We start from the raw sequence: 24,037 nt of genomic DNA, 5'->3' as shown, positions 1-24,037 counted from the left end.
GGCCGGCGCAGGCTCCTTCTGCGCCGGCCGCCACGTCCGGCCCCCGCCAGGAGGCATGAGTGATTCCCTTCAGCGCAACTCCCACCGAGACGCTCGACAACAAGGGCGGCCAATGCATGTACGCACAGGTCGAACACCTGCGGTCACTGGGCCCCGCCGTCCCCGTGCACCTGCCCGAAGGGGTGGGCGCGTGGTCGGTGTCCCGGGGCGACGTCGTCAGGAAGCTCCTGACCCACCCGGGTGTCTCCCGGAACCTGAAGAAGACCGTGCCGAGCTACCAGCCCGGCTCCGTGCCCTGGCTTTCCCCCTGGGTCGACCTGGACTCGATGGCCACGGCGGACGGGCGTGAGCACGCGCGGCTCCGCAAGCTGATCACCCCGGCCTTCACGCCCCGCCGGGTGGAGAAGCTGCGGTCGCACATCGAGGCGGACGTCGCCATGCTGCTGGACGCGCTGGCCGAACGGCCCGGCGACGAACCGGTCGACCTGCACCAGGAGTTCTCCTACTCCGTGCCGACCCAGGTGATCTGCGACCTCTTCGGCATCCCGGACGACCAGCGGCCCGAAGTCCTGCGCGTGTTCCGCGAGGTGGCCAAGACCGGCCTGTCCGAGGAGGAGTCGGTCGCCCTGTACGACGACCTCGTGGCGGCGATGCACCTGTTGATCGAGACCAGGCGGCACACGCCGGCGGACGATCTCACCAGCTTCCTGCTCGCCGCGCGCGAGGAGGGCGAGGAGTCGCTGAACGAGCACGAACTGGTGTCGACGCTGCTCCTGATGATCGGCGGCGGCAGCCAGACGACGATCAACCTCATCGACCACACCGTCCGGGAACTCCTCGCCCGCCCCGACCAGTTGAGCCTGCTGCGGGCGCGTCCGGACCGGTGGGACGACGCGATCGAGGAGTCCCTGCGCGTGCACTGCCCGGTGATGCACCTGCCCATGCGCTGGGCCGTGGAGGACATCGACCTCGGTGAGGGGGTGGTCATACGCGCCGGCGACGCCATCCTGATCTGCTACGGCGCCCATGGCCGGGACCCGGAGGTCCACGACGACCCCGCCACGTTCGACATCGACCGGGAGAGCAAGGACCACCTGGCCTTCGGTCTCGGCGCCCATTTCTGCCCCGGCTCGCACCTCGCCCGGCTTGAGGCCCGTATCGCGCTGCCGGCCCTGTTCGACCGGTTCCCGCGCCTGGCGCTCGCCGTCGATCCCGAGGACGTCCCGCCGGGTCAGACGTTCATCGGCAACGACATCTCGTCCTTGCCGGTGTTCCTGCGGCACAAGTGAAGGGCCGATGGACATGGAAGAGAGCCTGATCGACCGCACGGCGCAGCTGCTGAACAAGGCCCGGTATCTGAACATGGCCACCGCGCGGGAGGGGGTCCCGTGGGTGGCCACCCTGGAGTACGCCTGGTTCCCCGATCCCCTGCACTTCGTCTTCGGCTCGTCCACCGGTGCCCGGCACAGCGGTGACATCCGCGCCGAACCCCGGGTCAGCGGTTCGCTGTTCGTGACCTCGGGCGCCGCCGGGCTGGACATCGCGGCCGTCGACGGCGCGCAGTTCACCGGCCGCTGTACGGAGATCGGCCCCGACCGGCTCGACACGTACTACGCGCTCTTCTACGAGGCGATGTTCCCCGACGCGCGGCAGCGCGCCGAGTGGCAGTTGCCGGTGGAGCAGCTGCGGGCGCCCGCGCCGCACCGCCTGTACCGGGTCGACGTCGAGCGCTGGTGGCTGATCGACACCCGCAGGTGGGCCGAGGACCGCATCGACCACCGTATCGAGCTGCCGCTCGACGCCGGCACCCAGGCGCGGCTCTCCGGCCACGCCCGCCCGCACGCGGTCTCTCGCTGACCCGGCGGACGTCGGAACCGGCCGGGCTCGCTGACGGGGGTATGCACGAGCCCGGCCGGACGGCTCCCCGCGCACGGCGGGGAGCGCCTTCGAGGACCGGCGTCAGGAAGCGCGGCCGGTCAGTTCGTACCCCGCTTCGTCGACGGCCTTGGCGATCAGCACGTCGTCGGGGCTCTCCTTGGCGATCACCGTGACACGGCCGGCGTCCACGTCCACGTCGACCGACAGCACGCCGTCGACCTCGCTGACGGCTTCGGTGACCGCGGTCTTGCAGTGGCTGCAGGTCATGCCCGACACGGCGTAGACCGTCTTGGTGCCGTCGATCGCGACATCGGTGGTCGCGCCGGTGTGGCAGCTGCCGTCAGGGGTGCAGCAGGACGACATGGGCTTCCTCCTGAGGGTTGAGAAGAGACTGAGCGCGTCAAATACCCTTAGAGGGTTGGGGTATCGCAAGCGCTGACGAAGCATAGGTATACCCCCTACCCCTATCCAGCGGCAAGTCGTCCGGCCACCGGAACCGGCCTTTCCCGCAGGTGTCGGGCCCGGTGCAGCCGTGCGACGAGACCGGCGCATCCGAGTCCGGTCGCGGCCGGCACCGCCCACGGCAGCCAGCGCACCCCGGTGTCGAACAGCGCCCCGACGGCCAGGTTGCCGAGCGAGATCGGACCGCGCACACCGTCAGGGCACCCATCCCGGCCACCACGCCACGCTGCTCCGGCAGCAGGGGCAGGAACGCCGCACCCATGACCACCAGCCCGCACACGACGGCCTGCGGCCCGGAAAGCGTGCGCTGTGCCCACGCGGTCAGCTTCAGCTGTCCCGCCGGCGCGGCCGATGCCGAGGCGGCGAAGACCAGGCCCGTGACCACTCCGGTCTGCCGGCCGAAGAGTTCGCGGGCGTGCAGCGGGAGGGCCAGATACACCTGGAAGGCCAGGACGTAGGAGCCGCTCATGGCGGCCGCGAAAAGGAGGAAGGGACGGTTGGCGGCGACCGTGCGCCAGTCGGCGGCAACCGCCCTCCAGGCGGGTTCGGCGCCCCGGCCGACCGGGGGCCGGGCGGGCAGAGCGCGGGACTGCAGGACGGCCAGGACCGCGAAGACGAGCGCCGCCACCGTGCACACCGCGCCGAAGTCCCAGGCCAGCAGGGCCAGTCCGGCGAGCGGGCCGACCAGGACGCCCGCCTGGTAGAAGACGGCCGCCAGGGGTCGGTAGGCGGCGACGTTGTCGGGGTTGCGGTACTGGTCCGGGCCGTACGCGCCCGGGGTGCGGGCCGGCAGCTCGGTGACGCGCTCGCGGCGCGCCTCCTGCCGGCCGCCCTCGGGACGCGGCGCGGTGACCTGGACGACCCGTGCGCCCAGCGCGGTGAGCCGGCGCAGCAGGGGTGGCTCCATGCCGGGGTCGGTCACGACGGTGACCGGGTGGCCGTAGGTCAGCCCGGCCAGGGCCAGGCCGAGACCGAGAGTGCCGCTGGACGACTCGACGATCGGCGCACCCGGCGCGAGGTCACCCCGACGGCGGGCCTCGCGGACCATGTGCAGGGCGGGCCGGTCCTTGGGACCGCCCGGGTTGGCGCCCTCCAGCTTGGCGTGGAAGCCGCGGCCGGGCGGGGCGAAGGGCTCGTCGACCCACAGGACCGGGGTGTTGCCGACGAGGTGGGCGGGGCGTCGGGCGGCCATCGGGCGGGACGTGCGCGTCCCGAGCGGTTCGGGCAGGGAGGGGTGCATGGGCGTAGGGCTCCTTCGCGCCCGTCGACGGTACGGCGGGCGCTGTGCGAGGGGGGCATGGCGCGCGGGCACACCGGGGACCGCGGGCGGGTCCAGGGCGTGCGGGTGCGGCCCTACTGCCGCAGGACGCGGATGAGGGCGCGTGCGGAGCCGTTCTCACAGGAGCGCGGGACAGCGGGCGCCCGATGCCGCGGGGTGTGTGCGTGGCGCCCGCTCGATACGGCGGGAAGGAGCGGCTCGTGTACCTCGTCACCGAGTCCGGTGTCGTCCAGGGCGGCTCTCGGCCGGTCCGCCGTGTGATCGAGGTGGCCGTCCGCCGCGTGCCGGTGCTCGGGTGGCGGGGCGCCCGGCCCGGTGCCGTCCGCTCCATTTCCGGGGTACGCCGGAGCGTGGGCGCGGCACCGAACCGCGCATACCCCCCACCTGTATGCGATGCGAAGGGACTCGCCGCTTGACTCTGTACCCCCCTGGGGTATGTTGATGGTCATCGAGCCGCCTGAGTGCAGCCAACAGACGAGGAGTCACCATGAACACGGGGCTGCGGATCACCGTCTTCGCCGCCGCGCTCGCCGCCACGTTCGGCGTCGCCTACGGCGTCGGCAACGGTGTCGACGACATCAACCCTCGGACCGAGAGCACGGCACACGGGAACCACGCGCGCACGTCGCACGGCGAAGAGCACGCAGCGGGCGAGGCGTCAGCGGCGCCACCCGGAGGGCTCCAGATGTCGGACGGGGGCTACACCCTCGACCTGAAGACTCCGGCCGTCACCGCGGGAAAGAGCACCGACCTGCGGTTCGCGGTCATACAGGACGCCACCGGGCGCGCACTGACCACTTACCAGCCGGAGCACACCAAGGAACTGCATCTGATCATCGCCTCGCGCGACCTGACCCTCTTCCGCCACCTGCACCCGACCCGCGCCGCCGACGGCACCTGGTCCACGCCGGTGAAGCTGCCCAAGGCCGGCGCCTACCGGGTCTTCGCCGACTTCGCCCCGCGCGGCGGCTCCGGTCTCACCCTCGGCGCCGACCTCACCGCAGCGGGCACCTACGCACCCGCACCCCTCCCGGCCCCCGCCACCACGGCCGAGGTCGACGGGTACGAGGTGAGCCTCCAGGGCCGTCTCACCCCCGGCAGGGACAGCGAGCTGACCCTGCGGGTGACCAGGAACGGCAAGCCGGTCCGTGACCTCCAGCCCTACCTCGGCGCGTACGGCCACCTGGTGGCGCTGCGCTCCGGAGACCTCGGCTATCTGCACGTGCACCCCCACGGCGAGCCCGGCGACGGAAAGACGCGGCCGGGGCCGGACATCTCCTTCACCGTCGCGGCACCCAGCGCCGGCGCCTACCGGCTGTTCCTGGACTTCCAGCACGCGGGCGAGGTCCACACCGCCGCGTTCACCGTCCGAGTGGACGGGCCGGCCCAGCGGCCGGACGCCTCCGCGCCTGCGGAGAAGCAGTCCGGACACAGCCACTGAGCGACACCGCCGGCCTCAGGAACCGACAGGCCCGGGGCCAACCCCCGGCTCAGCTCTGCTCCGGCGTCAGCAGGACGAAGTCCGCCTTCGACGGGTCGAGGCACACGGCCAGCCGGCCGACACCCTCCGCGTCCTCCGGCCCCATCTGCACGCTGCCGTCGTTCTCGGTGACTCTGGCTACCGCCGCATCGCAGTCGGTGACGGCGAAGACGGGGTGCCAGTACGGCAGTCCGTGTGCCAGGCCGAGGTGCTCCTTCGGGAGTTCCATGACGCCGCCGTGCATGCGCTCCTCGGACTGACCGGCGGGCGTGATGAGGGAGTACGTGCCCCCGCCGCCGGGCAGCTCCGTGTCGCTGAAGCTCCAGCCGAGGACATCGCCGTAGAACTCCTTCGCGGCCCGGGCGTCGCTCGTGTACAGCTCGGTCCAGCACAGTGAGCCCGGCTGGTCCACCAGCTCGACCCCCTTGTTCGTGCCGGGCTGCCAGATGGCGAACTGGCCGCCCAGCGGGTCGCTGTACTGGGCCATCCTGCCCCAGTCGTCGAGATCCGTCGGAGCCACCCGCACGGTGCCGCCGGCGCGCTCGACCGCCTGGGTCGTGGCGTCGGCGTCGGTCACGCTGTAGTAGATCATCCAGGCCGAGCGCGCCCCCTCCTCGGTGAGCTTGCCGAGCCCGCCGACGATCTTGCCGTCCTTGCGGAACATGCCGCCTTCCATGTCCTCCCCCTCGCCCATGGACTCGTAGTCCCAGCCGAGCACGGCGCCGTAGAAGGCCGCGGCGGCGCGGACGTCCGGCGCGCCCAGGTCGAGCCAGCAAGGGGAGCCCGGGGCGAAGTCCGTGGTGATCATGGCGATGGTTCCCTTCCACAGATGCTGTGTGAACCAGCCTGGCACCGGCCACTGACAATCGCCCGCCGACGCCTCCTCCCGCCGGCGGGGCCCGAGAAACCCACGTGACATCCGCCTTGGAGACGTGGCGCCCACCTCAGAGCGCACCGTCGTCGGCTCAGCGGCGCGCTTTCACCGGCAGTATCGGTCCCTGGCGGGCCGCTCGCCGGTGGCCAGGAAGCGCGAGACGGTGCGGTCGCCGCAGGCGGTGCCGTTGTCCAGGTAGGCGTCGTGCCCGGTGGAGTCGTTGACGACCATGACGGCCCGGTCACCGAAGGCGGCGCGGAGCTTGCGGGCCCCGCTGAGCGGAGTGGCCACATCGCGCGCGTTCTGTATGAGCAGGACGTTGGAGGGTCCCCGGTCGGTGATCCGTACCGGTGCCTGCTTCGGTGCGTAGGGCCAGGCGGCGCACACCATCGCGTTGCGGGGCATGCCGGCGGTCAGCGGGAAGTGCGCACGGCTCTTGTCGACCGCCTTCCGGTAGAAGGCGGTGGAGGTGGGCCAGGCGGCATCGTTGCAGATGGTCGCCGCGGCAACCGCGGTCACGTTCTGCAGCACGGGCTCCGGCGGGGCCGAGGGAGCGGGCGGCACCTCGCCCTTCTGCGCGGCCAGGACCAGCCGGGCCAGCGTCGGGTAGTTGTCCGGGTCGTAGAAGCTGTTCAGCATCGTCTGGCGCAGCACATTGCCGTTCAGTTCCCCGGGTTGGGCGCCCGGCCAGGGCAGGGGCTCGCGGTCGAGCCGGGCCGCGAGCCGCAGGAAGAGCGGGCGCACCTCGGCGGCCGTGCCGGCGAGCCGGTAGGGATTGCCGGGCTGTGACGCCCAGTCGGCGAAGACCGGGAAGTTGTCCTTGACGCCCCGCTCGAACGCGCCCAGCCAGGCCCGCTCGACCTGCACCGGATCGGGATTGTCATTGCTGTCCAGGACGACGCGGTCGGTGCGCTGCGGGAACAACTGGCTGTAGACGGCTCCGACGTACGTCCCGTACGACACCCCCCACGCCGACAGCCTGCGCTCGCCGAGCGCGGCCCGGATGCGGTCGATGTCGCGGGCTTCGTCGACGGTGCTGATGTGCCGCATCAGCTCGCCGCCGTTGCGCGCGCAGGCGTCGGCCATGCGTCGCGCGGTGACGAGGTTCTCCGTCACCGACCCGTCGGGCGCCGGCCACGGCCGCAGCCGCGTCTGCGCCAGGTCGCCCGGCTCGAGCCCGCAGCCGACCGCCGTCGACGGCGCCTGGCCGCGCGGTGCGAATCCGATCAGGTCGTAGGCGTCGCGGACGTCCTGCGGCAGCTTCTGTCCCTTGCCGGACGGGTCGGCGAGACTGTGCCCGCCGGGCCCGCCGGGAATCATCAGGAGCGCGCCGCGACGGGCGGACGGCTTCTCGCTCCGGATGCGGGAGACGACGATGTCGACCGTGCGGCCGTTGTCCGGGTGGGCATAGTCCATGGGGACGGTGACGGTGGCGCACTGCTGCCGGGCATCGAGGCCACTGCCTTCGCACTTGGTCCACTTGAGCGCCTCGGGCGCACCGGGTGCCACGGCGGACGCGGTGGCCGGGGCGGCGAGACCGAGGACGGCGGCGGACAGGGCGGCGAAGGCGGCTGCGGTCTTCTTGATCTGCTTCATGCGCAGCAGCCTGCCGCAGCTTGACTGTCCGTCACATCCTGGTGGCCGCCCATGGGGACCGGGGGATTACCCCACCGGCATCGCCCTGCGCTGGCCGATTCGGATGAAGCTGCGCGGTCGTCCGAGGGACAGCCGGTAGGGGATGGGACAGCCGCCGGGAAGCCATACGGCGAGCGGCCGTGGACTGCTGCGGCCCCTGCCACTGAGAGGAATCCCCATGCGCATCCGTACCGCTGTCGCAGCAGTTGTTCTCGCCGCGGTCACGGCCGTGGCCGGTGCTGCTGCCACCGCCGTCGCCGACGACGACTTCAAGATCGGCGTCAGCTCCGGCGACAAGTGCATCGGCACCGGCGAACTCGTCCCTGTCGGCTCTGTCTGCGAGTAGCGGCGGAGCGACGAACCATGCGCCCGCCCGGTGTGACCCGCCGTCAGGCGGCCTGGTGGTGGAAGGCGCGGCGGTACGCCGTGGGCGTGACGCCGACGGCGTCACGGAATCGGGCGCGCATGTTCGCGCCGCTGCCGAGGCCGCACCGGGTGGCGATCTGCTCCACCTGGAGGTCGGTGGTCTCCAGGAGTTCGCGCGCACGGTTGATGCGGGCGGTCAGGAGCCATTGGTGGGGGCTGACGCCGGTTTCCTGGCGCCATAGGCGGGTGAGGGTGCGCGGGGAGACGCCGGCGTGCTTGGCGAGCTGGGGGATGGTCAGGTCTTCTTCGAGGCCGCGCAGGGCCCACTCGCGGGTGTCGGCGAGCGTGGTGGCCTGGGGGGCGGGGAGGCTCCTCGTGATGTATTGGGCCTGTCCGCCGTCGCGGTGCGGGGCGGCGACGAGTTCCCTGGCGATGTCGTTCGCGACGGCGGCGCCGACGTCTTTGCGGACCAGGTGCAGGCACAGGTCGATACCGGCCGTGACGCCCGCGGAGGTCAGGATGGTGTCGTTGTCGATGTAGAGGACGTTCCGGTCGACGCGCAGCCGGGGGTAGAGCTCTTCGAGGTCGTCCGCGCTGGCCCAGTGCGTGGTGACGGTGCGGCCGTCGAGCAGTCCGGCCGAGGCGACGGCGAAGGCGCCGGTACAGATGGACGCGATGCGGATACCGGCACGGCCGGCGAGCTTGAGTGCGGCCCTCACCCGCGGGTGCGGAGGGCGCCGGTAGTCGTCGAAGCCAGGGACGATGATCGTGTCCGCGTCGGCGAGCGCCTCGAGTCCCGCCGTCAGTCCGAGGGTGAAACCGGCGCTGGTGGTCACGGCCTCCTCGGTGTCGCCGCACACCGTGAGCTCGTAGGGGGTGTTCGGACGGGCATTGAAGATCTGCGTGGGGATTCCCAGATCCATGGGCAGCACGCCGTCCACCGCCAGGACTGTGACGCGGTGCTTGTTCATGGCCGCAATGTTACGGCCGGCATTGGTTTCGCAGGGCTGGGCCGGCCGGCCGCCCTGCCGAGGCCCGAAGGGTGATCTCGGCAGAATCCGCTGCTCGGTCCGCCACATGACGGCCGGTGAGTGACGCCTCCATCCGCCCCATCGTGGCCCGAAAAATACGCATGCTGGCAGATGAGCCGTGGCCCGGGAGTGTGGTTCCGGAGCAGGATCGAACACCGAGCACCGGGGCAGCCGGCTCCACACCCGTGGAGCGGTCCGCGAGCCCCGGCCGTGGACGAGGACCTGACGATGACTTCGCCGAACGTGATGGGCCGCTTCTTCGACGTGCAGGGCGGCCAGGTGTACGCCCACGTCCGGGAGGGAGACGGCCCGACGCTGATCTTCCTGCACTACTGGGGAGGCTCACGCCGCACGTGGGACCCAGTGGTGCGGCGTCTGGACCCCGGGCAGGGCTTCGTGGCCTACGACCAGCGCGGATGGGGCGACTCGACGAGCGTGCCGGGGCCTTATGACCTGGAGCGGCTCGCGGACGACGCGCAGCGGGTCAGCGACGCGCTCGGATGCTCCCGCTCTGTGCTCGTCGGGCACTCCATGGGCGGCAAGGTGGCGCAGCTGCTGGCCGCCCGCAGGCCCGAGGGCCTGACCGGGGTCGTCCTGGTGGCGCCGGCGCCGCCCGCGCCGATCGGGGTGACCGAGCAGGTGCGGGAGATGGTTGCCCACGCCTACGACGACGAGGAGGCGGTTCTTCGGAGCATCGATCTGATGCTGACCCACGGCGGGCTGACTCCCGAACTGCGCCGCCAAGTGGTCGAGGACAGCCTGCGCGGCGGCGACCAGGCCCGTCTCGCGTGGCCGCGCCAGGGCCTGACCGAGGACGTGTCGGCCGGTGTCGGAGCCATCGAGGTGCCGGTGCTGGTTCTCGCGGGCAGCCACGACAAGGTCGACCCGCCGACCGTGCTCACCGACCACCTGCTGCCACTGATCCCGACCGCCTCGCTGACCGTCCTGCAGGGCACCGGCCACCTCTCACCCCTTGAGGTGCCCGACCAGGTGGCTGCGCACATCAGTGCGTTCGTCGCCCAGCTGTAAGCGCAACGACCGGCACGCGTGAGCGCGCCGCCCGGCCACCGCGCCGAACCGGTCTGCCCCGGACCCGGACCCGGACCCGACGAGAGAGACATGACCACCGACGCACCCCTGTCCGTCTTCGAGCAGCTCGACCTTCCCGACACGGGCCTCACCCGGGACACATACGCCTATGCGGCAAGGGCCACGCCCGCCTTCGTCTTCCATCACAGCCTGCGCAGCTACGTCTTCGCCCGCGCGCATGCCCGGAACCAGGGCCTGCGCGCCGGTGCCGACTACGACGACGAGCTGCTGTTCGTCAGCTGCGTCCTCCATGACATCGGACTGAGCGAGGAGGGCAACGGCGACCAGCGCTTCGAGGTCGACGGCGCCGACACCGCAGCGGCGTTCCTCCGCGAGCGCGGTGTCGACGAACGGCGCATCGCCCTCGCCTGGGACGCCATCGCCCTGCACACCTCGGACGGCATCGCCGCGCGGAAGGGCACGGAGGTGGCGCTGGCCCAGGCGGGCATCGGCACTGACATCCTCGGAGTCCAGCGTGAGAGCCTTCCGCCCGGCCTCGCCGACGAGGTGCACGCCCTGCTCCCGCGCGGGGACCTCGGCTACGCGCTCAGCGACGTCATCGTCACCCAGGCCAGGGCCAAGCCCCACAAGGCGTCCCCGCTGACCTTCCCGGGCGAGCTGCTGCGCCGTCATCTGCCCTACGGCGCCCAGCCCGCCTGGTACGACCTGCTCGCCGCCGCCGGCTGGGGTGACAAGCCGGTCGGCGCCGTCGCCCGGCGCCGCGCCGAGACGCCTCAGCAGGTGGGGGCCCTGTTCATGGAGTACCTGGAGGCCGGTGACATCGAGGGCCTGGTGTCGCTCTACGAGCCGAACGCCCACTTCGTCCCCGCTCCCGGAACCCACCTGGTGGGCGCGGACGCCATCCGAGGGGCACTGCAGCAGATGATCGACAGCGGCATCCGCCTCACGCTCGAACCGCGCGACATCCGGGAGGTCGGCGACATCGCGCTGGTGTCGAACAACGTCACCCGCACCGGGGCCGGACCGGAGCCGGTGATCTCCACCACCACCGAGATCCTCCGACGCCGGCCGGACGGCGGCTGGGTCCACGTCGTGGACGACCCGTTCTTCGGCTGACCGCCCCTACCGGCCCCTCACCCGACGGCCCGGCCGCCCCACCCCATTCCTGTCGAGGAGTTCCTCCATGTCTCCGACCAAGGTCATTCCCATTCCCGTGCTCGGTCGGCACGCCGTCAACGCCTACCTGCTGCTGGGCAGGCAACCGATCATCGTCGACGCCGGAACTCCCGGCAGCGGACGGCTGATTCACGACCGGGTCGCGGCGCACGGTGTGGACCCCAGGGACGTCCGCCTGATCGTCGTCACCCATGGACACATCGACCATTTCGGCTCCGCCGCGGAGCTGAGCCGGCTCACCGGCGCACCGATCGCCGGCCACGTCGCCGACCTCGGCGTGTACCGAGCGGGCCGGGTCAGTGAGCCGTACCTGCCCATCGGGCTGTTCGGGCGGCTCTTCGCCCGCAGCTCGCGGGTGCGCGAAACCGCCGAGCCGTTCGAACCGGACGTGCTCATCCACGGCGAGACGCACCTGTCGGACTTCGGTGTCGAGGCCCGCGTCATGCCCACTCCGGGCCACACCGCCGGCTCCGTCTCCGTCCTCACCGACGACGGCGACCTGGTCGCCGGGGACCTCGTGGCCACCCCGTTGCTGGGCTTCGTCAAGGGGCGGCCCGCCAACCCGCCCTTCCACGACGACCGGCTCGGCAACCTGGCGAGCCTGCGCGAGATGCTGGCCCTGGACCCCACCAAGATCCACGTCGGCCATGGCATGCCCCTCGACCCCGAGCGGGTGGGCCGCTGGGCGGTCGCGGAGCAGCGACGGCTCGCCCGGCTCGTGGCTCGGGGGCGCCTGCGCACCAAGGCCGGATCCGTCTCGTAAGGGGCGGTGCGCCCGCCCCCGGCTCCCTCTACGGTATTCCATGGATTCATGGAGGAAGTCATGGCGGAGACCGGCGAGCGGACCGTCGACGCCCTGGCCAAAGCGGCCGGGCTGAACCTGACGACCGCGTCGGCGCATCTGCAGACGCTCAAACAGGCCGGGTTCGTCGCCACCCGCCGGGACGGTGTCCGCATCCACTACCGGCTGGCCGGAGACGACGTCGCCCAGCTGTTCGCGCTGCTGCGCAAGGTCGCCGAGCGGCGTCAGGCCGCCGTGCCCGCCGCCCGCGACGCCTACCTCGGCGAGGGCGGCGCCACGGAGGTCACCCGCGAGGAACTGCGCGCCCGCGTCGCCTCGGGGGACGTGGTGCTGCTGGATGTGCGGCCGGAGCAGGAGTACCGGGCCGGGCACATCCCCGGCGCGCTGTCCATCCCGGTCGACGAACTGGCCGACTGCATCAGCGAGTTGCCGGACGACGCGGAGATCGTCGTGTACTGCCGTGGGGAATACTGCGTGCTCGCCTATGACGCCGTGCGGCTGCTGACCGACCGCGGCCGGCGGGCGATCCGGCTCAACGACGGCATGCTCGAATGGCGGCTGGCCGAGCTGCCCGTCGCCGCGGCAGAGCTGACGTGAGGGGCGGGAGCGGCGCGCTCTTGCCGCATCCCGGGCCGGCGGGCGGGCCGGTGTACCTGGACTACAACGCCACGACGCCCGTCGACCCACGGGTCGCCGAGGCTATGGCGCCGTATCTGACGGACTTCTTCGGCAACCCGTCCAGCAGCCACTCCTACGGCGCCGAACCGCGCCGGGCGCTTGCCGAGGCGCGCGCCCAGGTGGCCGGCTTGATCGGTGCGCGGCCGGCCGAGGTTGTCCTCACGTCGTCGGGTTCGGAGGCGAACCTGCTGGCCCTGCGCGGCGCGGTGCTGGCCTCCGGACGGTCCCGGCCGCACGTGATCACCCAGGCCACCGAGCATCCTGCCGTGCTGGAGACGGCCCGCGCCCTGCAGCGCCTGCACGGCGCACGCGTGACGGTGCTGCCGGTCGACGGTGACGGGCTGGTCGACCCCGGCGCGTTGGACGCCGCCCTCACCGAGGAGACCGTCCTGGTGTCGGTGATGGCCGCGAACAACGAGACCGGCGCATTCCAGCCGATCGGCGAACTCGCCCGCCTCGCCCGCACGCACGGCGCGCTGTTCCACTGCGACGCCGCCCAGGCCGCCGGCAAGATCCCCCTGGACGTCCAGGAGTCGGGCGTCGACCTGCTGACCGTCGTCGGGCACAAGATGTACGCGCCCAAGGCCGTCGCCGCCCTGTACGTACGGGACGGCGTGCCACTGGAGCCGGTCGTGTACGGCGGTGGCCAGGAGCGCGGACTCCGGGCCGGCACGGAGAACGTCGCCCTGGCCGTCGCCCTCGGCACCGCCGCTCGCCTCGCGGCCGAGGACCTCGCCGACCGCGCCCCGGCCCGCATCGCGGCGCTGCGCGACGACCTCCACCAGCGGCTGACGGCCGCCCTGCCCGGCCGCGTCCACCTCAACGGGCCCGAAAAGCAGCGCCTGCCGAACACCCTCAACGTCAGCATCGAGGGAGCGCTCGGCCATGAACTCCTCGCCGCGGCCGGCCAGGTGGCCGCCTCCACGGGTTCGGCCTGCCACAGCGGCGACCACTCCCCCTCCCCGGTGCTCACCGCCATGGGCCTCTCCCCCGACCGCGCCCTCGCCGCCCTGCGGCTCTCGCTGGGCCGCTGGACCACGGCAGAGGACGTCGAGACGGCGGCGACGGCCCTCATCCGGGCGGCTGCCGCCACCCGCTGACCGTGCCGACCCGGCCGATACGAGAACCCGAAGACCAGCACAGGGCCATCCCCGCCGAGGGCCCGAACACAAGCAGGAGAGGCATGACCAGCACCCGCCCCGCCGACACGACGACCTCCATACCCGACGCCGGCCAGGCCCAGCGCCGTATCCTGCGCGTCCTGGTGGCCTCCCAGGTCCTCAGCGGTGCGGGGCTCGCCGCGGGCGTCACCGTCGGTGCCCTCCTCGCCCAGGACATGCTCGGCTCCACCGGTCTCGCCGGGCTGCCGAGTGCCCTGTTCACCGCCGGTTCCGCGCTGGCGGCCGTCGTCGTCGGCCGCATCTCCCAGGCCCACGGCCGCCGCCCGGGCCTGGCCGCCGGATACCTCACCGGGGCCGTCGGCTCGGCGGGTGTCATCACCGCCGCCGTGCTGGACAGCCCGGTCCTGCTGTTCATCGCCCTGTTCGTCTACGGCGCCGGTACCGCCACCAACCTCCAGGCCCGTTACGCCGGAGCCGACCTCGCCCACCCCGACCATCGTGCCCGGGCTGTCTCCACCGTCCTGGTCGCCACCACCCTGGGCGGCGTCGCCGGTCCCAACCTCGCCGCCCCCACCGGGACCTTCGCCGAGTCCCTCTCGATCCCCCGGCTGGCCGGGCCGTTCCTCCTCTCCGGTCTCGCCTACGCGCTGGCCGCCCTCGTCCTCGCGCTCAGGCTGCGGCCCGACCCGCTCCTCCTGGCCCGCACCCTCGCCCAGGCGCCCTCCCCCGCCCCCACTGCGGCAGAGGCCGGCGACGCGCGGGAGGGCCGTGGCGGAGTGGTCCTGGGCGCGCTCGTCATGATCCTGACCCAGCTCGTCATGGTCGCGGTGATGACGATGACACCGGTCCACATGCACGATCACGGCCATGGCACCGCCGCGACCGGCCTCGTCATCGCCCTGCACATCGGCGCCATGTACCTGCCCTCGCCGCTGACGGGCTGGCTGGTCGACCGGTACAGCCGTATGAAGGTCGCCGCCGCTTCCGGGGTCACCCTGCTGGCCGCCGGGGTCCTCGCCGCGTCCGCCCCGGCGGACTCCGTCGGCCTGCTCGCCCTCGCGCTGGCGCTGCTCGGCCTCGGCTGGAACTTCGGCCTGGTGTCGGGCACAGCGATCATCACCGACTCCGTGCCGCTCGCCACCCGCGCCAGGACCCAGGGCATGGTCGACGTCTCCATCGCCATCGCCGGCACCACCGGCGGCATCGCCTCCGGCGTCATGGTCGCGGCCACGAGCTACCCCGCCCTCGCGCTCACCGGCGGCTTCCTGTCCCTCGCGCTCCTGCCGGCCATCGCCGCGACCGCCTACCGCCGATGAGCCGCGCGAACCCCCGGACACGCAGGGCGCCGGACCTCACCGTCGACGGCACGGGCCTGCTCTGCGTCACTCTCCTGCTCCGGCTCCGCAAGGAGATCGACGGTGCCCGGCGACGACCGGCCGGTCTTCGCGCTCCGGCTGGCCGCCGACGCGCGCCCGACCCGCGCCGACGCCCCCTGGCATCCCAGTCCCTGACAAGGCATCAGCCACCGTCCCGGCGGCCGTCCAGGGTCCGCCGTACCCGGAGTCCGGCGACCAGGTCTCCTTGCCGTCACGGCCGAACGCCGAGCGTACGGGCCCGGCCGGCGGCGAGAGCGACCACGGCCTGCACGGCACAGGTGATCAGCAGTGCGGCCAGGGGCCACGCCCAGGTCCCGGACATGCCGTGCAACGCCCCCGCGCCCAAGGGGCCCAGCACGCCGATCAGGTAGCCGACGCCCTGGCCCATGGCCGACAGGGCGGCGGTGGTCGGCGCGTCGGGCGAGCGCAGGGCGAACAGGCTCAGCGCCAGGGCGAATCCGGCCCCGAGGCCGAGTCCCAGAACGGCGACGGACGGCCAGACCAGGCCCGTCGGGCCCGCGACGACCCCGACGAGACCGGTCGCGGTCAGGCAGGCCACGGCCACCCCGGCCGGCCGCTGATCGGCAAGGCGCCGCCCGGAGGCGGCCAGCAGCCAGGCGCCCAGCACGCCGACGGCGTTGCACAGGGACAGCGCGAGTCCCGCGGACGCCGCACCGAGCCCACGGTCCTGCCACATGGCCGGCAGCCACCCGAAGACGGTGTATGACAGGAGTGCCTGTGCGCCGAAGAAGACGGTCACCTGCCAGGCCAGCGGGTTCCGCCACAGCCGGGGCGGTCGCCCGCCGGACTCCGGCGCCGGCGCGCTGCCCCTGGCGCCCGACTGCCGGTCGAGGGCGAGCAGCAGCACCACGACCGTGGCCACTGAGAGGGGTACGACGAGGAGCAGCAGCGGTACCCGCCAGGCCGATCCGGTGGCCTCGGCGAGGGGAACCGCCACTGCGGGACCACCCGCGGCGCCGAACGTGAGCGCGCCCGAGTAGAACGCGGACACGCGGGGCACGGAGTGCGGGAACCGGCGCTTGACGAGCCCGGGTATCAGCACGTTGGCGACCCCGATCGGCGCCGCGACCAGCACGGTTCCCACGAACAGCGCGGCGGGCGAAGGTCCGGTCCGTACGAGTCCGCCCACGGTGAGGACGAGCAGCGAGACCACCAGCAGGGTGCGGCTGGAGTGGCGGCGGCCGAGCCGCGGGGCGACGAACGCGAAGAGGCCCAGGCAGAGCACGGGCAGGGAGGTGAGGACGCCCACCGCCGTGTCACCGAGGCCCAGATCGTCGCCGAGCGGCTGGAGCAGCGGGGCGACGGAGGTGAGCGGCGCTCGGAGGTTGAGCGCCAGCAGCGCGAGGGCCACGAGGAGTAAGGGTCCGTTGCGGGAAGGTGTCTTGGGTGTCGGCAGACGGTCCGTGTCGCGGTGGGAAGCGGGCGGCGAGCCGAGGGGCATGGCACTGTCCGATCTGCGCGGGAGTATCGATGCCCCTATTACGATACAGTACGTACTGAATCGAATTCTCGACCCTCGGCCCTCGCCCTCGGCTCCGGCGCCGGCCGGACCCGGCAGACTGGGAGGAGAGTCACCTCGAACCGCACCGGAAGGCAGCCCTGTGCCCCGCAGCTCGACACACCCGGACAGCACCGCCCGTGCGGCGGGCCGGAAGAAGGACCCGCAGATCGACGAGGCCGTCCTGCGCGCCACTCTCGAACTGCTGGAGGAGGTCGGCTACGCGGGGACGTCCATCAGCCAGGTCTCCTCCCGCGTGGGCGTCTACCGGCCCGCCATCTACCGCCGTTGGCCGTCGAAGCAGCACCTGGTCGCGGAAGCCGTCGCCTCGGCCCTGGGCCATGAGCCCACGCCCGACACCGGGGATCTGCGGGCCGACCTCCTCACCGGGGTCGGGACGCTCGTGGACGCCTTCACCGCCACGAACGTGAGCCGGGTACTGCCCGCACTCGTGGCGGACCTCGCCCAACAGCCCGATCTGCGCGAGCAGTTCCTCGCATCGGTCTTCCGGACCCGCCGGGCCTCCACCGCCCGCCGCCTGCGAGCCGCGGCCGAACGCGGAGAGATCCGCCCGGACTTCGACATGGAGTTCGTCCTGGACGCCCTGGCCGCGCCCGTGTACTACCGGGCCCTGTTCGGCCACGGACCCGTCACACCCGCCTTGACGGAACAGAGCGTCGATCTGGTGCTGACCTCACTCGAACGACACTGACCGCCCAGCTCGACAGCGCGGAACACCGGCCCGGCGTCACGTGCACGGCCCCGCCCCGACCGGCATCTGCGACTTCCGCAAAACAGCGAGGCCGCGCGGACGCGATGCGGGGGTAGCGTCCGCGCGGCCGGTTCTGTCGCCGGCTCAGCTCGTCGCGCGTACCGCTGCGCGGATCAGGTCGGCGACCGCCTCCGGCTGGGAGACGGCGACCGCGTGCGAGGCTAGTCGGCCTCGTCCACGTCGCCGCCTACGTCCGGAAGACGGGGAGAGCCTCGGTGAACTACAGGGCCGCTTCCCGCGCGGCTGGGGGCGCGGAGTCGAGATCCGGGGACGGGACATCATCCGCGTCCGCCCCCAGAGGGTCATCACCTGGAACCTGGAGGCGCGGGGTAGCGCCGCACGCCATGTCGAGTGACGTGATGCGGCGCCTTCATCCGGCCGGCACGCCGGCCTAGGAAACGTCTGTGCGGGTGCTGCGTGCGGCGCCTGCCGATGCGGCCACCACGCACAGCACCGCGATCCACTGCGACCAGCGCAGCGACTCCTGGAGCACGATGAGGCCGATGAGGGCCGCCATCGCTGGTTCGAGGCTCATCAGGATGCCGAACACGCGCGGCGGGATCTTACGTAGTGCTTCCAGGTCCAGCGAGTACGGGATCACCGACGACAGCAGTGCCACGCCGAGCCCCGCAAGCAGGACCCACGGCTGCATCAGCGCCGTTCCGCTGTCGGCCACGCCGAAGGGCACAGCCACCAGGGCCGCGACGGCCATGCCCAGAGCCAGACCGTTGCCTTCCGTGGTGTGACGGCCCAGCGCCGCGCCGACCAGGATGTACAGTCCCCAGCACGTTCCTGCGGCGAGGGCCAACAGAACGCCGACAAGGTCGAGGTCGCCGCGCCCCTCCATCAGCAGGACCACACCGGCTGCCGCGAGCACGGCCCAGAGAGCGTCCAGCCATCGCCTCGATCCGGCCAGGGCCACCGCCAGCGGCCCGAGGAACTCGATGGTGACCGCGATCCCCAGCGGGATCCGGGCCAGCGCCAGGTAGAAGCACAGGTTCATCAAGCCGAGAGTCACGCCGTAGCCGAGCACTACCGTCCACGCGCGACGATTCATCCGCAGCGACGGCCGCCACAACAGCATCAGCACCGCCGCCGCGAAGAAGAGTCGCAACCCGACCGTCCCGAAGCTGCCCACCGCGCTGAACAGGTGCTTGGCCAATGCCGAGCCCACCTGAACGCTGACGATGCCGAGCAGAACCAGCGCCGGCGGCGGGATCACGCCGAAGGTACGTCCGGCCAGAGCGGTCACGGCGGGGCGGAGGGACGGCCCGCGCTTGGTCGTGTCGACGTTCATGGTGGCCACGCGGGGATTGTCGACGATCAGGCGCCGCGCGGCACGCGATTTTTCGTGACCGGAGAATCTAGCCCAGCCACCCCCGCAACAGCCTCTCCCGCTCCGCCGCCCGAGGCGACGAACCCTCCCACGCACGGCCCCACTCCGACATCGCCGCCAGCGTCGTCGCCATCGTCGCGGCACCCTGCGTGAGGCGGGTCAGGAGGGCGCGGGACAGGTCGACCTCGGTCTGGGGGTACCCGACGGCCGCGGCGACGTAAGCCGCCAACTCGTGCTCGGCGTCGGAGGATTCCACGCGCACCGTCATCATCGGCGGGGCGTCGTCGCCCAGGCTGCCCATGGGCAGGGCCAGTTCCATCACCGTTCCCAGAGCGAGGTCCTTGACCACACCGACCTGCCGCTTCAGGGACTTCACCGGGACGTCCGCGACCGTCAGGGCCTCCATGTCCTCCCACAGGTAGAGGTCGGACTGTCCGTCACCGAGGGCCACCACGCCCTCCGGGGTCAGGCGCACCCCGGGAGCCAGACCGGACGGCTTCGCGCCCACGTACACGTCGCCCTCGGTGATCCAGAACAGGCCCACCATGGCCATGGGTTGCTCACTTCCCCCAACGACGGCACCGCCGCCGTGTCATTCGTCAAACGATCAGGTCGTCCTCCGCAACGCACGACGGAGCCGGGAAGTTCCCGCTTCACTGCCGCAGCGCGAGAGGGAAACGCGGAGGGCCCAGGCGCCGGGGTTTCCGACCCGCGCCTGGGCCCTCTTCGCCGAATCCTCCAGGGAGTCGCTGTGGTCAGCTGCAGCTGCTGGGTGGCGTACGCGGTGTTCGAGCCGAACTTGCCGTCGATGTCGTCCCAGTCGAACCGGGTTCCGTTGCTCTCCTTGACACCCTCCGAGGCCGGCGAGGCGCTCACCGCGAGCGCGCCCTCGTCGGCGCTGGCCGGCTCGACCGCGTCACAGGCCGAACAGGCCGGCCGCGTTGTCGTGGCACACGGCTCGCAGCCACTCCGGTCCGAGTCCCAGCCGTTCCAGGGCGTGGAGCTGGTGCAGGTAGGCGTAGGGGATGTTGGGGAAGTCGGAGCCGAGCAGGATGCGGTCGCCGAGGGCGGCGAGCCGTGGCAAGGCCGGGCGGGGGAACGGCATGAAGCCTTCGGCGAAGTCGGTGAACGCCATCGTCGTGTCCAGCCGTACCTGGTCGTACCGTTCGGCGAGGTCGAGGAACTCCACGTACTCGGGCATGCCCATGTGCGCGACGATCAGCCGTAGCCGAGGGTGGCGTGCCAGCAGTCGCGCGACCGGCTCGGGGCCGGTGTGCTTGCCCGGCGCGGGTCCGGAGCCGCAGTGCATCACCACCGGGATCCGGGCCTCGGCCAATGTCCCCCACGCCTGCTGGAGACGTTCGTCGGCCGGATCGTACGCTCCCACCTGCACATGGGCCTTGAACACGCGCGCTCCCGCTTCGACGGCCTCGCGGACGTACGCCTCGACGTCCGGTTCGGGGTAGAGGGTGGCGGTGTGCAGGCAGTCGGGGGTTCGGCGGGCGAAGTCGGCCGCCCATCCGTTCAGCCACCTGGCCATGCCGGGCTTGTGGGGGTAGAGCATCGCGGTGAAGGCCCGGACGCCGAACTCCCGCAGCAGGTCTGTCCGCTGCGCCTCCTGCTTCCGGTAGGTGATCGGCCACTTCAGCCCGCCGATCAGCGGCCCGTTGGTGTCGAAGTAGTCCCAGACCTTGTGCAGGACCCGCTCGGGCATGAAGTGGGTGTGGACGTCGATCAGCCCAGGAAGACCGAGCCCACCCCAGAAACGGCGGACTTCACCGGCTTCCTCGCCCAAAGCCGTGCGTGCGGAACTCACTTGGTGTCGTCCTCGGTGGGGGCCGGGCTGTCGAGCCGGTGGACCAGGTCGCGCAGGACGGGCCCGTACGCGGGGTGGGCCAGGGCGTGGGCCATCTGGGCGACGAGGTAGTCGGAGGGGTTACCGGTGTCGTAGCAGGTGCCTTGGATCACCTGCCCGTAGACCGCGTTTCGGGCGGCGTGAGCGTTGATCGCGTCGGTCAGACAGATCTCGCCCACCGGCCGGCCCTTGTCGCGGGCCTCGAACCAGCGGCGGGTCTGCTCGCGCAGCTCGTCGACGATGGCTGGGGTGACGACGTAGCCGCCGATGGCCGCGTACTCCGAGGGAGCCTCCGCCGGCCTGGGCTTCTCCACCAGGCCGGTGATGCGGAGCATGCCCTCTCCCCGGTCCTCCGCGACGATGGGCACGCCGTAGCGCTGGGAGTCGTCACGGTTCATGGGCAGCAACGCCAGTACCGGGCAGCCGGTCCTGTGGTAGGCGCGGATCAGCTGCTGGGCCCGCGGCACTTCGGCCACGAAGACATCGTCGGGCCACAGGACGAGCACGGGCTCGTCGGCGAAGGAGCGGGCGGCGTTCAGGACGGGGGTGCCGTTTCCGTACGGGCCGTGCTGGTCGAGGTGGGTGATGTTGTCCCTGGCGGGACAGCTCGGCGACCTCCTCCACCGCGTCCGCGTACGCCGTCCTGCCGTCGGCGCGCAGCGTCCGGCGGCGGGGATCACGGCCCTGCGGATCGTCGGGGGCATCAGGTCTCTCTCCGTCGGTCGGCGTGCCGTGCCGGCCGGCGCAGCGCGTCCCGACGCTACCAATGCCCGTCCGGGCCCCAGGCCGTTGCCCTGCCGACCTCGGCATCGGCATCCGACATCAGCAGCGAACACAGTCCGGCGAGCCGCTTGAGACCTTCCCCGGACCGGCAGCAGACGCCGCACTGGCTGGACGCCGCCCGGCAGCCGCGGTTGAGAAAGCATACGACCGACTGTACGCTCTTCTGCATGGAGCAACCCGTCTTCACCGAAGCGACCGACCCGTTCTGTCTGGACCAAGCGGATGCCGTGGCGTTGCTGGCCGGGGCCCCGTGGGGCAGATATGCCGTCATCGGGGACAGCCTCTCGGCGGGTACCGGCGATCCCACCCCGGGCTATCAGGATCAGGGCTGGTCGGACCGGGTTGCCGATGTCCTACGGTCTGTCCGGCCGGATCTGGAGTACCTCAACCTCTCCGAGATCGGGGCGACAACCGCCCAGACGCTCGAGAACCAGGCGGCCCGCATGGTCGAGTTCTCTCCGGACCTGCTCCACGTGCCGTGCGGGGCCAATGACATCGTGCGGCGCAAGCCGGACTTCGGTGAGATAGAGCGAACACTTCGGCAGATGTATGACCTGGCGAAGGGGACCGGCGCCCTGCTCACCACTTTCACGCTCGGCAGGGCGTATGTCGTCCCGGTTTTCCCGGACTGGCCGGAACGGATTGCCACGGTCAACGAGATCGTGCGCGGGCTGGCTTCCGAATACGACGCCGTCGTGGTGGACATGTGGGATCACCCGGTCAACGACCGCGACAACCTGCTCAGTGAGGATCGCATCCACTTCTCGACCTCGGGTCAGGCCGTCATGGCGGCCGAGGTGGTCAAGAAGCTGGCCGGTTCCCTGGGACGCACCACATCGGCGTAATCATCGCCCCGGGCCTGACCACGACTGGCCAAAGCGCCAGCCGAGCTTCCCGGGTTCATACATTGCCGGACCCCGACAAATAAAGAGGTCTCTTATCGTGGCAAGTAGTCAGCAATCAGTGAGCGAGCCGGTAGCGGCCGCCAAAGCTGACGCTATCCCGTGGATGACGATGGGAGTCGTCCTGGCCGCCATGTTCATGGCGGTCCTTGACTCGTTCATCGTCGTGGTCGCCGACCCTTCGATCGTGGCGGATCTGCATGCCTCCGACAGCGATGTCCAATGGGTCCTGGCGGGTTACCAGCTGAGTTACGCGGTCTTCATCATTACCGCTACTCGCCTGGCCGACCTGTATGGCCGCAAACGGATTTTCCTTCTCGGGGTGGCCCTGTTCACTCTGTCGTCAGTCGCTTGCGCGCTTTCACCGAACGCAGGCGTACTCATCGCCTCGCGTGTCGTCCAGGGCCTCGGAGCCGCCCTGATGGTCCCCCAGGTGTTCGCTTTCGTCACGGTACTCGTGCCGGCGGCGAGGCGGCACAGCGTCTACGGCGTGGTCGGCATCGTCATGGGTATGGCCACCATCGGCGGACAGGTCATCGGCGGACTGCTGATCGGTGCCAACCTGTTCGACTCCGGCTGGCGCATGGTGTTCTGGGTGAACGTGCCGATCGGAATCGCCCTGATCCTGCTCGCCATGCGATTCGTGCCGGAGACGGGTGCAGCCGCCACCCGCAAGCTGGACATGCCCGGCGTGCTGGTGCTCAGTGCGGCCCTCTTCCTCCTGGTGCTCCCGCTGATCCAGGGGCAGGAGGAAGGCTGGCCCTGGTGGGTCTGGGCCTGCTTCGCGGGCAGTGCGGTCGCTTTCGGCCTGTTCATCGCGATCGAGCGGGGCCTGGAACGGCGGGGCGGGGATCCGCTGGTACCGCTGACGCTGTTCAAGCAGCGCTCGTTCTCGCTCGGGCTCATTCTCGTCCTCGCCCTGTACGCGCTGATCTACTCGTACTACCTGGCCCTGTCGGTGACGATGCAGCAAGGCCTCGACATGTCCGCGCTCGGCGCGGGCCTGGTCCAGGCGCCGGCAGCCACGGCGTTCTTCGTGTTCAGCATGGTGGCGAGCCGGATCATCCCGAAATACGGACGACGTGTCCTCGAGGTCGGGGCGATCATCCTGGCACTGGGTTACCTGTCGACCGGCGTCTTGCTGGTGTCCGGCCCGCGGATCACTCCGCTGCTCGTGATCCCGACCCTCGTTCTGCAGAGCGTCGGTGGCGGACTGGTCATCACGCCGGCGCTCAACACGGTGCTGAGCCGCGTCAAGCCGGAGTCGGCCGGTGTCGCGTCGGGCGTCCTGTCCACGGCCCAGCAGGTGGGCGGAGCGCTGGGCGTTGCCGCTATCGGAGCGATCTTCTTCAGCTCGTTCCATCCCGAGAGCGTCGGCAGGGTCAGTGCCGCCGGCCACGCCTTCGCCGTCGCGTCCTTCGGGGTGCTGGTCTTCGCTGTCATCGCGGGCATTGTCGTCTTCCTTCTGCCGAAGCGGCCGGCAACCCAGGGCTGAATGCGAGGCTCATCAGACATGGCCGGGGCCGCGGATGAAGCGGCCCAGCCGTAGGGACGTCCGGGCAGGTCACCGGAACCGGCACACCGGTGATGGCGTACCGGCGCAGCCGACGGGTCACCTCCCGCAGCGAGCGTCCGGTGTCCGCGGCGGCGTGCATCGACTGC

Annotated in this window: 22 protein-coding genes and 2 pseudogenes; 13 read left to right on the top strand and 11 right to left on the bottom strand. The window is 71.5% G+C overall.

The window, feature by feature from the left end; all coding sequences use genetic code 11:
* Window positions 1-59 precede the first annotated feature (59 nt).
* Together ABZ937_RS41655 and ABZ937_RS41650 are read left to right on the top strand one after the other, a co-directional pair.
* Window positions 60-1,289 carry a cytochrome P450 gene (locus ABZ937_RS41655; protein ID WP_361700572.1) on the top strand — a complete coding sequence of 410 codons (1,230 nt, stop codon included), beginning with the start codon at window positions 60-62 and terminating at the stop codon, window positions 1,287-1,289.
* Between the two features lie 13 nt (window positions 1,290-1,302).
* Window positions 1,303-1,857: a pyridoxamine 5'-phosphate oxidase family protein gene (locus ABZ937_RS41650; protein WP_361700569.1), complete on the top strand. Its 555-nt coding sequence runs from the start codon at window positions 1,303-1,305 to the stop codon at window positions 1,855-1,857.
* Window positions 1,858-1,959: 102 nt separating this feature from the next.
* Here ABZ937_RS41650 and ABZ937_RS41645 read toward each other — a convergent pair whose 3' ends face one another.
* Window positions 1,960-2,241, bottom strand: a complete 282-nt coding sequence (locus tag ABZ937_RS41645) for a heavy-metal-associated domain-containing protein (RefSeq protein WP_361700566.1) — start codon at window positions 2,239-2,241, stop codon at window positions 1,960-1,962.
* 37 nt (window positions 2,242-2,278) lie between these two features.
* Complete coding sequence (locus ABZ937_RS41640; protein ID WP_361700575.1) at window positions 2,279-3,532, bottom strand: pyridoxal-phosphate dependent enzyme; 1,254 nt, start codon at window positions 3,530-3,532, stop codon at window positions 2,279-2,281.
* A 574-nt stretch (window positions 3,533-4,106) separates the two neighbouring features.
* Between ABZ937_RS41640 and ABZ937_RS41635 the strand changes: the two genes are divergently transcribed.
* Window positions 4,107-5,060 carry a hypothetical protein gene (locus ABZ937_RS41635; protein ID WP_361700563.1) on the top strand — a complete coding sequence of 318 codons (954 nt, stop codon included), beginning with the start codon at window positions 4,107-4,109 and terminating at the stop codon, window positions 5,058-5,060.
* Window positions 5,061-5,109: 49 nt separating this feature from the next.
* Here ABZ937_RS41635 and ABZ937_RS41630 read toward each other — a convergent pair whose 3' ends face one another.
* Window positions 5,110-5,907: a VOC family protein gene (locus tag ABZ937_RS41630; RefSeq protein ID WP_361700560.1), complete on the bottom strand. Its 798-nt coding sequence runs from the start codon at window positions 5,905-5,907 to the stop codon at window positions 5,110-5,112.
* Between the two features lie 171 nt (window positions 5,908-6,078).
* Window positions 6,079-7,569, bottom strand: a complete 1,491-nt coding sequence (locus ABZ937_RS41625) for an alpha/beta hydrolase (protein WP_361700558.1) — start codon at window positions 7,567-7,569, stop codon at window positions 6,079-6,081.
* Between the two features lie 217 nt (window positions 7,570-7,786).
* On the opposite strand from ABZ937_RS41625, the gene ABZ937_RS41620 reads away from it, so the two are divergent.
* Window positions 7,787-7,954, top strand: a complete 168-nt coding sequence (locus ABZ937_RS41620; protein WP_361700555.1) for a hypothetical protein — start codon at window positions 7,787-7,789, stop codon at window positions 7,952-7,954.
* Window positions 7,955-7,997: 43 nt separating this feature from the next.
* On the opposite strand, the gene ABZ937_RS41615 is transcribed toward ABZ937_RS41620, so the two are convergent.
* Window positions 7,998-8,945 carry a helix-turn-helix domain-containing protein gene (locus tag ABZ937_RS41615; RefSeq protein ID WP_361700552.1) on the bottom strand — a complete coding sequence of 316 codons (948 nt, stop codon included), beginning with the start codon at window positions 8,943-8,945 and terminating at the stop codon, window positions 7,998-8,000.
* 288 nt (window positions 8,946-9,233) lie between these two features.
* On the opposite strand from ABZ937_RS41615, the gene ABZ937_RS41610 reads away from it, so the two are divergent.
* From ABZ937_RS41610 to ABZ937_RS41585, 6 genes are all read left to right on the top strand, one after another.
* Window positions 9,234-10,034 (top strand): alpha/beta hydrolase, encoded by an 801-nt coding sequence (locus ABZ937_RS41610; protein WP_361700550.1) that lies wholly within the window; start codon window positions 9,234-9,236, stop codon window positions 10,032-10,034.
* Window positions 10,035-10,124: 90 nt separating this feature from the next.
* Complete coding sequence (locus ABZ937_RS41605) at window positions 10,125-11,171, top strand: nuclear transport factor 2 family protein (RefSeq protein WP_361700548.1); 1,047 nt, start codon at window positions 10,125-10,127, stop codon at window positions 11,169-11,171.
* A 67-nt stretch (window positions 11,172-11,238) separates the two neighbouring features.
* Window positions 11,239-11,994 (top strand): MBL fold metallo-hydrolase, encoded by a 756-nt coding sequence (locus ABZ937_RS41600; protein ID WP_361700545.1) that lies wholly within the window; start codon window positions 11,239-11,241, stop codon window positions 11,992-11,994.
* Window positions 11,995-12,054: 60 nt separating this feature from the next.
* Window positions 12,055-12,630 (top strand): ArsR family transcriptional regulator, encoded by a 576-nt coding sequence (locus ABZ937_RS41595; RefSeq protein ID WP_361700542.1) that lies wholly within the window; start codon window positions 12,055-12,057, stop codon window positions 12,628-12,630.
* A 20-nt stretch (window positions 12,631-12,650) separates the two neighbouring features.
* Window positions 12,651-13,811, top strand: coding sequence for a cysteine desulfurase family protein (locus tag ABZ937_RS41590; RefSeq protein ID WP_361700540.1), 1,161 nt, complete (start codon window positions 12,651-12,653; stop codon window positions 13,809-13,811).
* Between the two features lie 83 nt (window positions 13,812-13,894).
* On the top strand, window positions 13,895-15,148 hold the full coding sequence (locus tag ABZ937_RS41585; protein ID WP_361700537.1) for an MFS transporter: 1,254 nt from the start codon (window positions 13,895-13,897) through the stop codon (window positions 15,146-15,148).
* 271 nt (window positions 15,149-15,419) lie between these two features.
* Here ABZ937_RS41585 and ABZ937_RS41580 read toward each other — a convergent pair whose 3' ends face one another.
* Window positions 15,420-16,580 carry an MFS transporter gene (locus ABZ937_RS41580; protein ID WP_361700535.1) on the bottom strand — a complete coding sequence of 387 codons (1,161 nt, stop codon included), beginning with the start codon at window positions 16,578-16,580 and terminating at the stop codon, window positions 15,420-15,422.
* 250 nt (window positions 16,581-16,830) lie between these two features.
* Here ABZ937_RS41580 and ABZ937_RS41575 point away from each other — a divergent pair, with 250 nt between their 5' ends.
* On the top strand, window positions 16,831-17,439 hold the full coding sequence (locus ABZ937_RS41575; RefSeq protein ID WP_361700532.1) for a TetR/AcrR family transcriptional regulator: 609 nt from the start codon (window positions 16,831-16,833) through the stop codon (window positions 17,437-17,439).
* Window positions 17,440-17,583: 144 nt separating this feature from the next.
* Here the strand turns inward: ABZ937_RS41575 and ABZ937_RS41570 are convergent.
* The 5 genes and pseudogenes from ABZ937_RS41570 to ABZ937_RS41550 form a co-directional block, all read right to left on the bottom strand.
* Window positions 17,584-17,661, bottom strand: a pseudogene (locus tag ABZ937_RS41570) (alpha/beta hydrolase); the annotation flags it as partial.
* A gap of 229 nt (window positions 17,662-17,890) precedes the next feature.
* The gene (locus ABZ937_RS41565; protein WP_361700574.1) at window positions 17,891-18,796 is read right to left on the bottom strand and encodes a DMT family transporter; all 906 of its coding nucleotides are present in this window, start codon (window positions 18,794-18,796) and stop codon (window positions 17,891-17,893) included.
* Between the two features lie 67 nt (window positions 18,797-18,863).
* Window positions 18,864-19,388, bottom strand: coding sequence for a hypothetical protein (locus ABZ937_RS41560; protein ID WP_361700529.1), 525 nt, complete (start codon window positions 19,386-19,388; stop codon window positions 18,864-18,866).
* Between the two features lie 363 nt (window positions 19,389-19,751).
* Window positions 19,752-20,651, bottom strand: a complete 900-nt coding sequence (locus ABZ937_RS41555) for an amidohydrolase family protein (RefSeq protein WP_361700528.1) — start codon at window positions 20,649-20,651, stop codon at window positions 19,752-19,754.
* Window positions 20,648-21,350, bottom strand: a pseudogene (locus ABZ937_RS41550) (sugar phosphate nucleotidyltransferase); the annotation flags it as partial. The pseudogene ABZ937_RS41550 and the gene ABZ937_RS41555, both read right to left, overlap by 4 nt.
* Before the next feature lie 290 nt (window positions 21,351-21,640).
* Here ABZ937_RS41550 and ABZ937_RS41545 point away from each other — a divergent pair.
* Both ABZ937_RS41545 and ABZ937_RS41540 read left to right on the top strand, forming a co-directional pair.
* The gene (locus ABZ937_RS41545; RefSeq protein WP_361700526.1) at window positions 21,641-22,318 is read left to right on the top strand and encodes an SGNH/GDSL hydrolase family protein; all 678 of its coding nucleotides are present in this window, start codon (window positions 21,641-21,643) and stop codon (window positions 22,316-22,318) included.
* A gap of 118 nt (window positions 22,319-22,436) precedes the next feature.
* Window positions 22,437-23,870, top strand: a complete 1,434-nt coding sequence (locus tag ABZ937_RS41540) for an MFS transporter (protein ID WP_361700523.1) — start codon at window positions 22,437-22,439, stop codon at window positions 23,868-23,870.
* Window positions 23,871-24,037: the final 167 nt, after the last annotated feature.

Source organism: Streptomyces sp. NPDC046727 (assembly GCF_040645635.1).
Taxonomy (GTDB): domain Bacteria; phylum Actinomycetota; class Actinomycetes; order Streptomycetales; family Streptomycetaceae; genus Streptomyces.
This window is presented reverse-complemented; position numbering and strand designations above follow the sequence as displayed.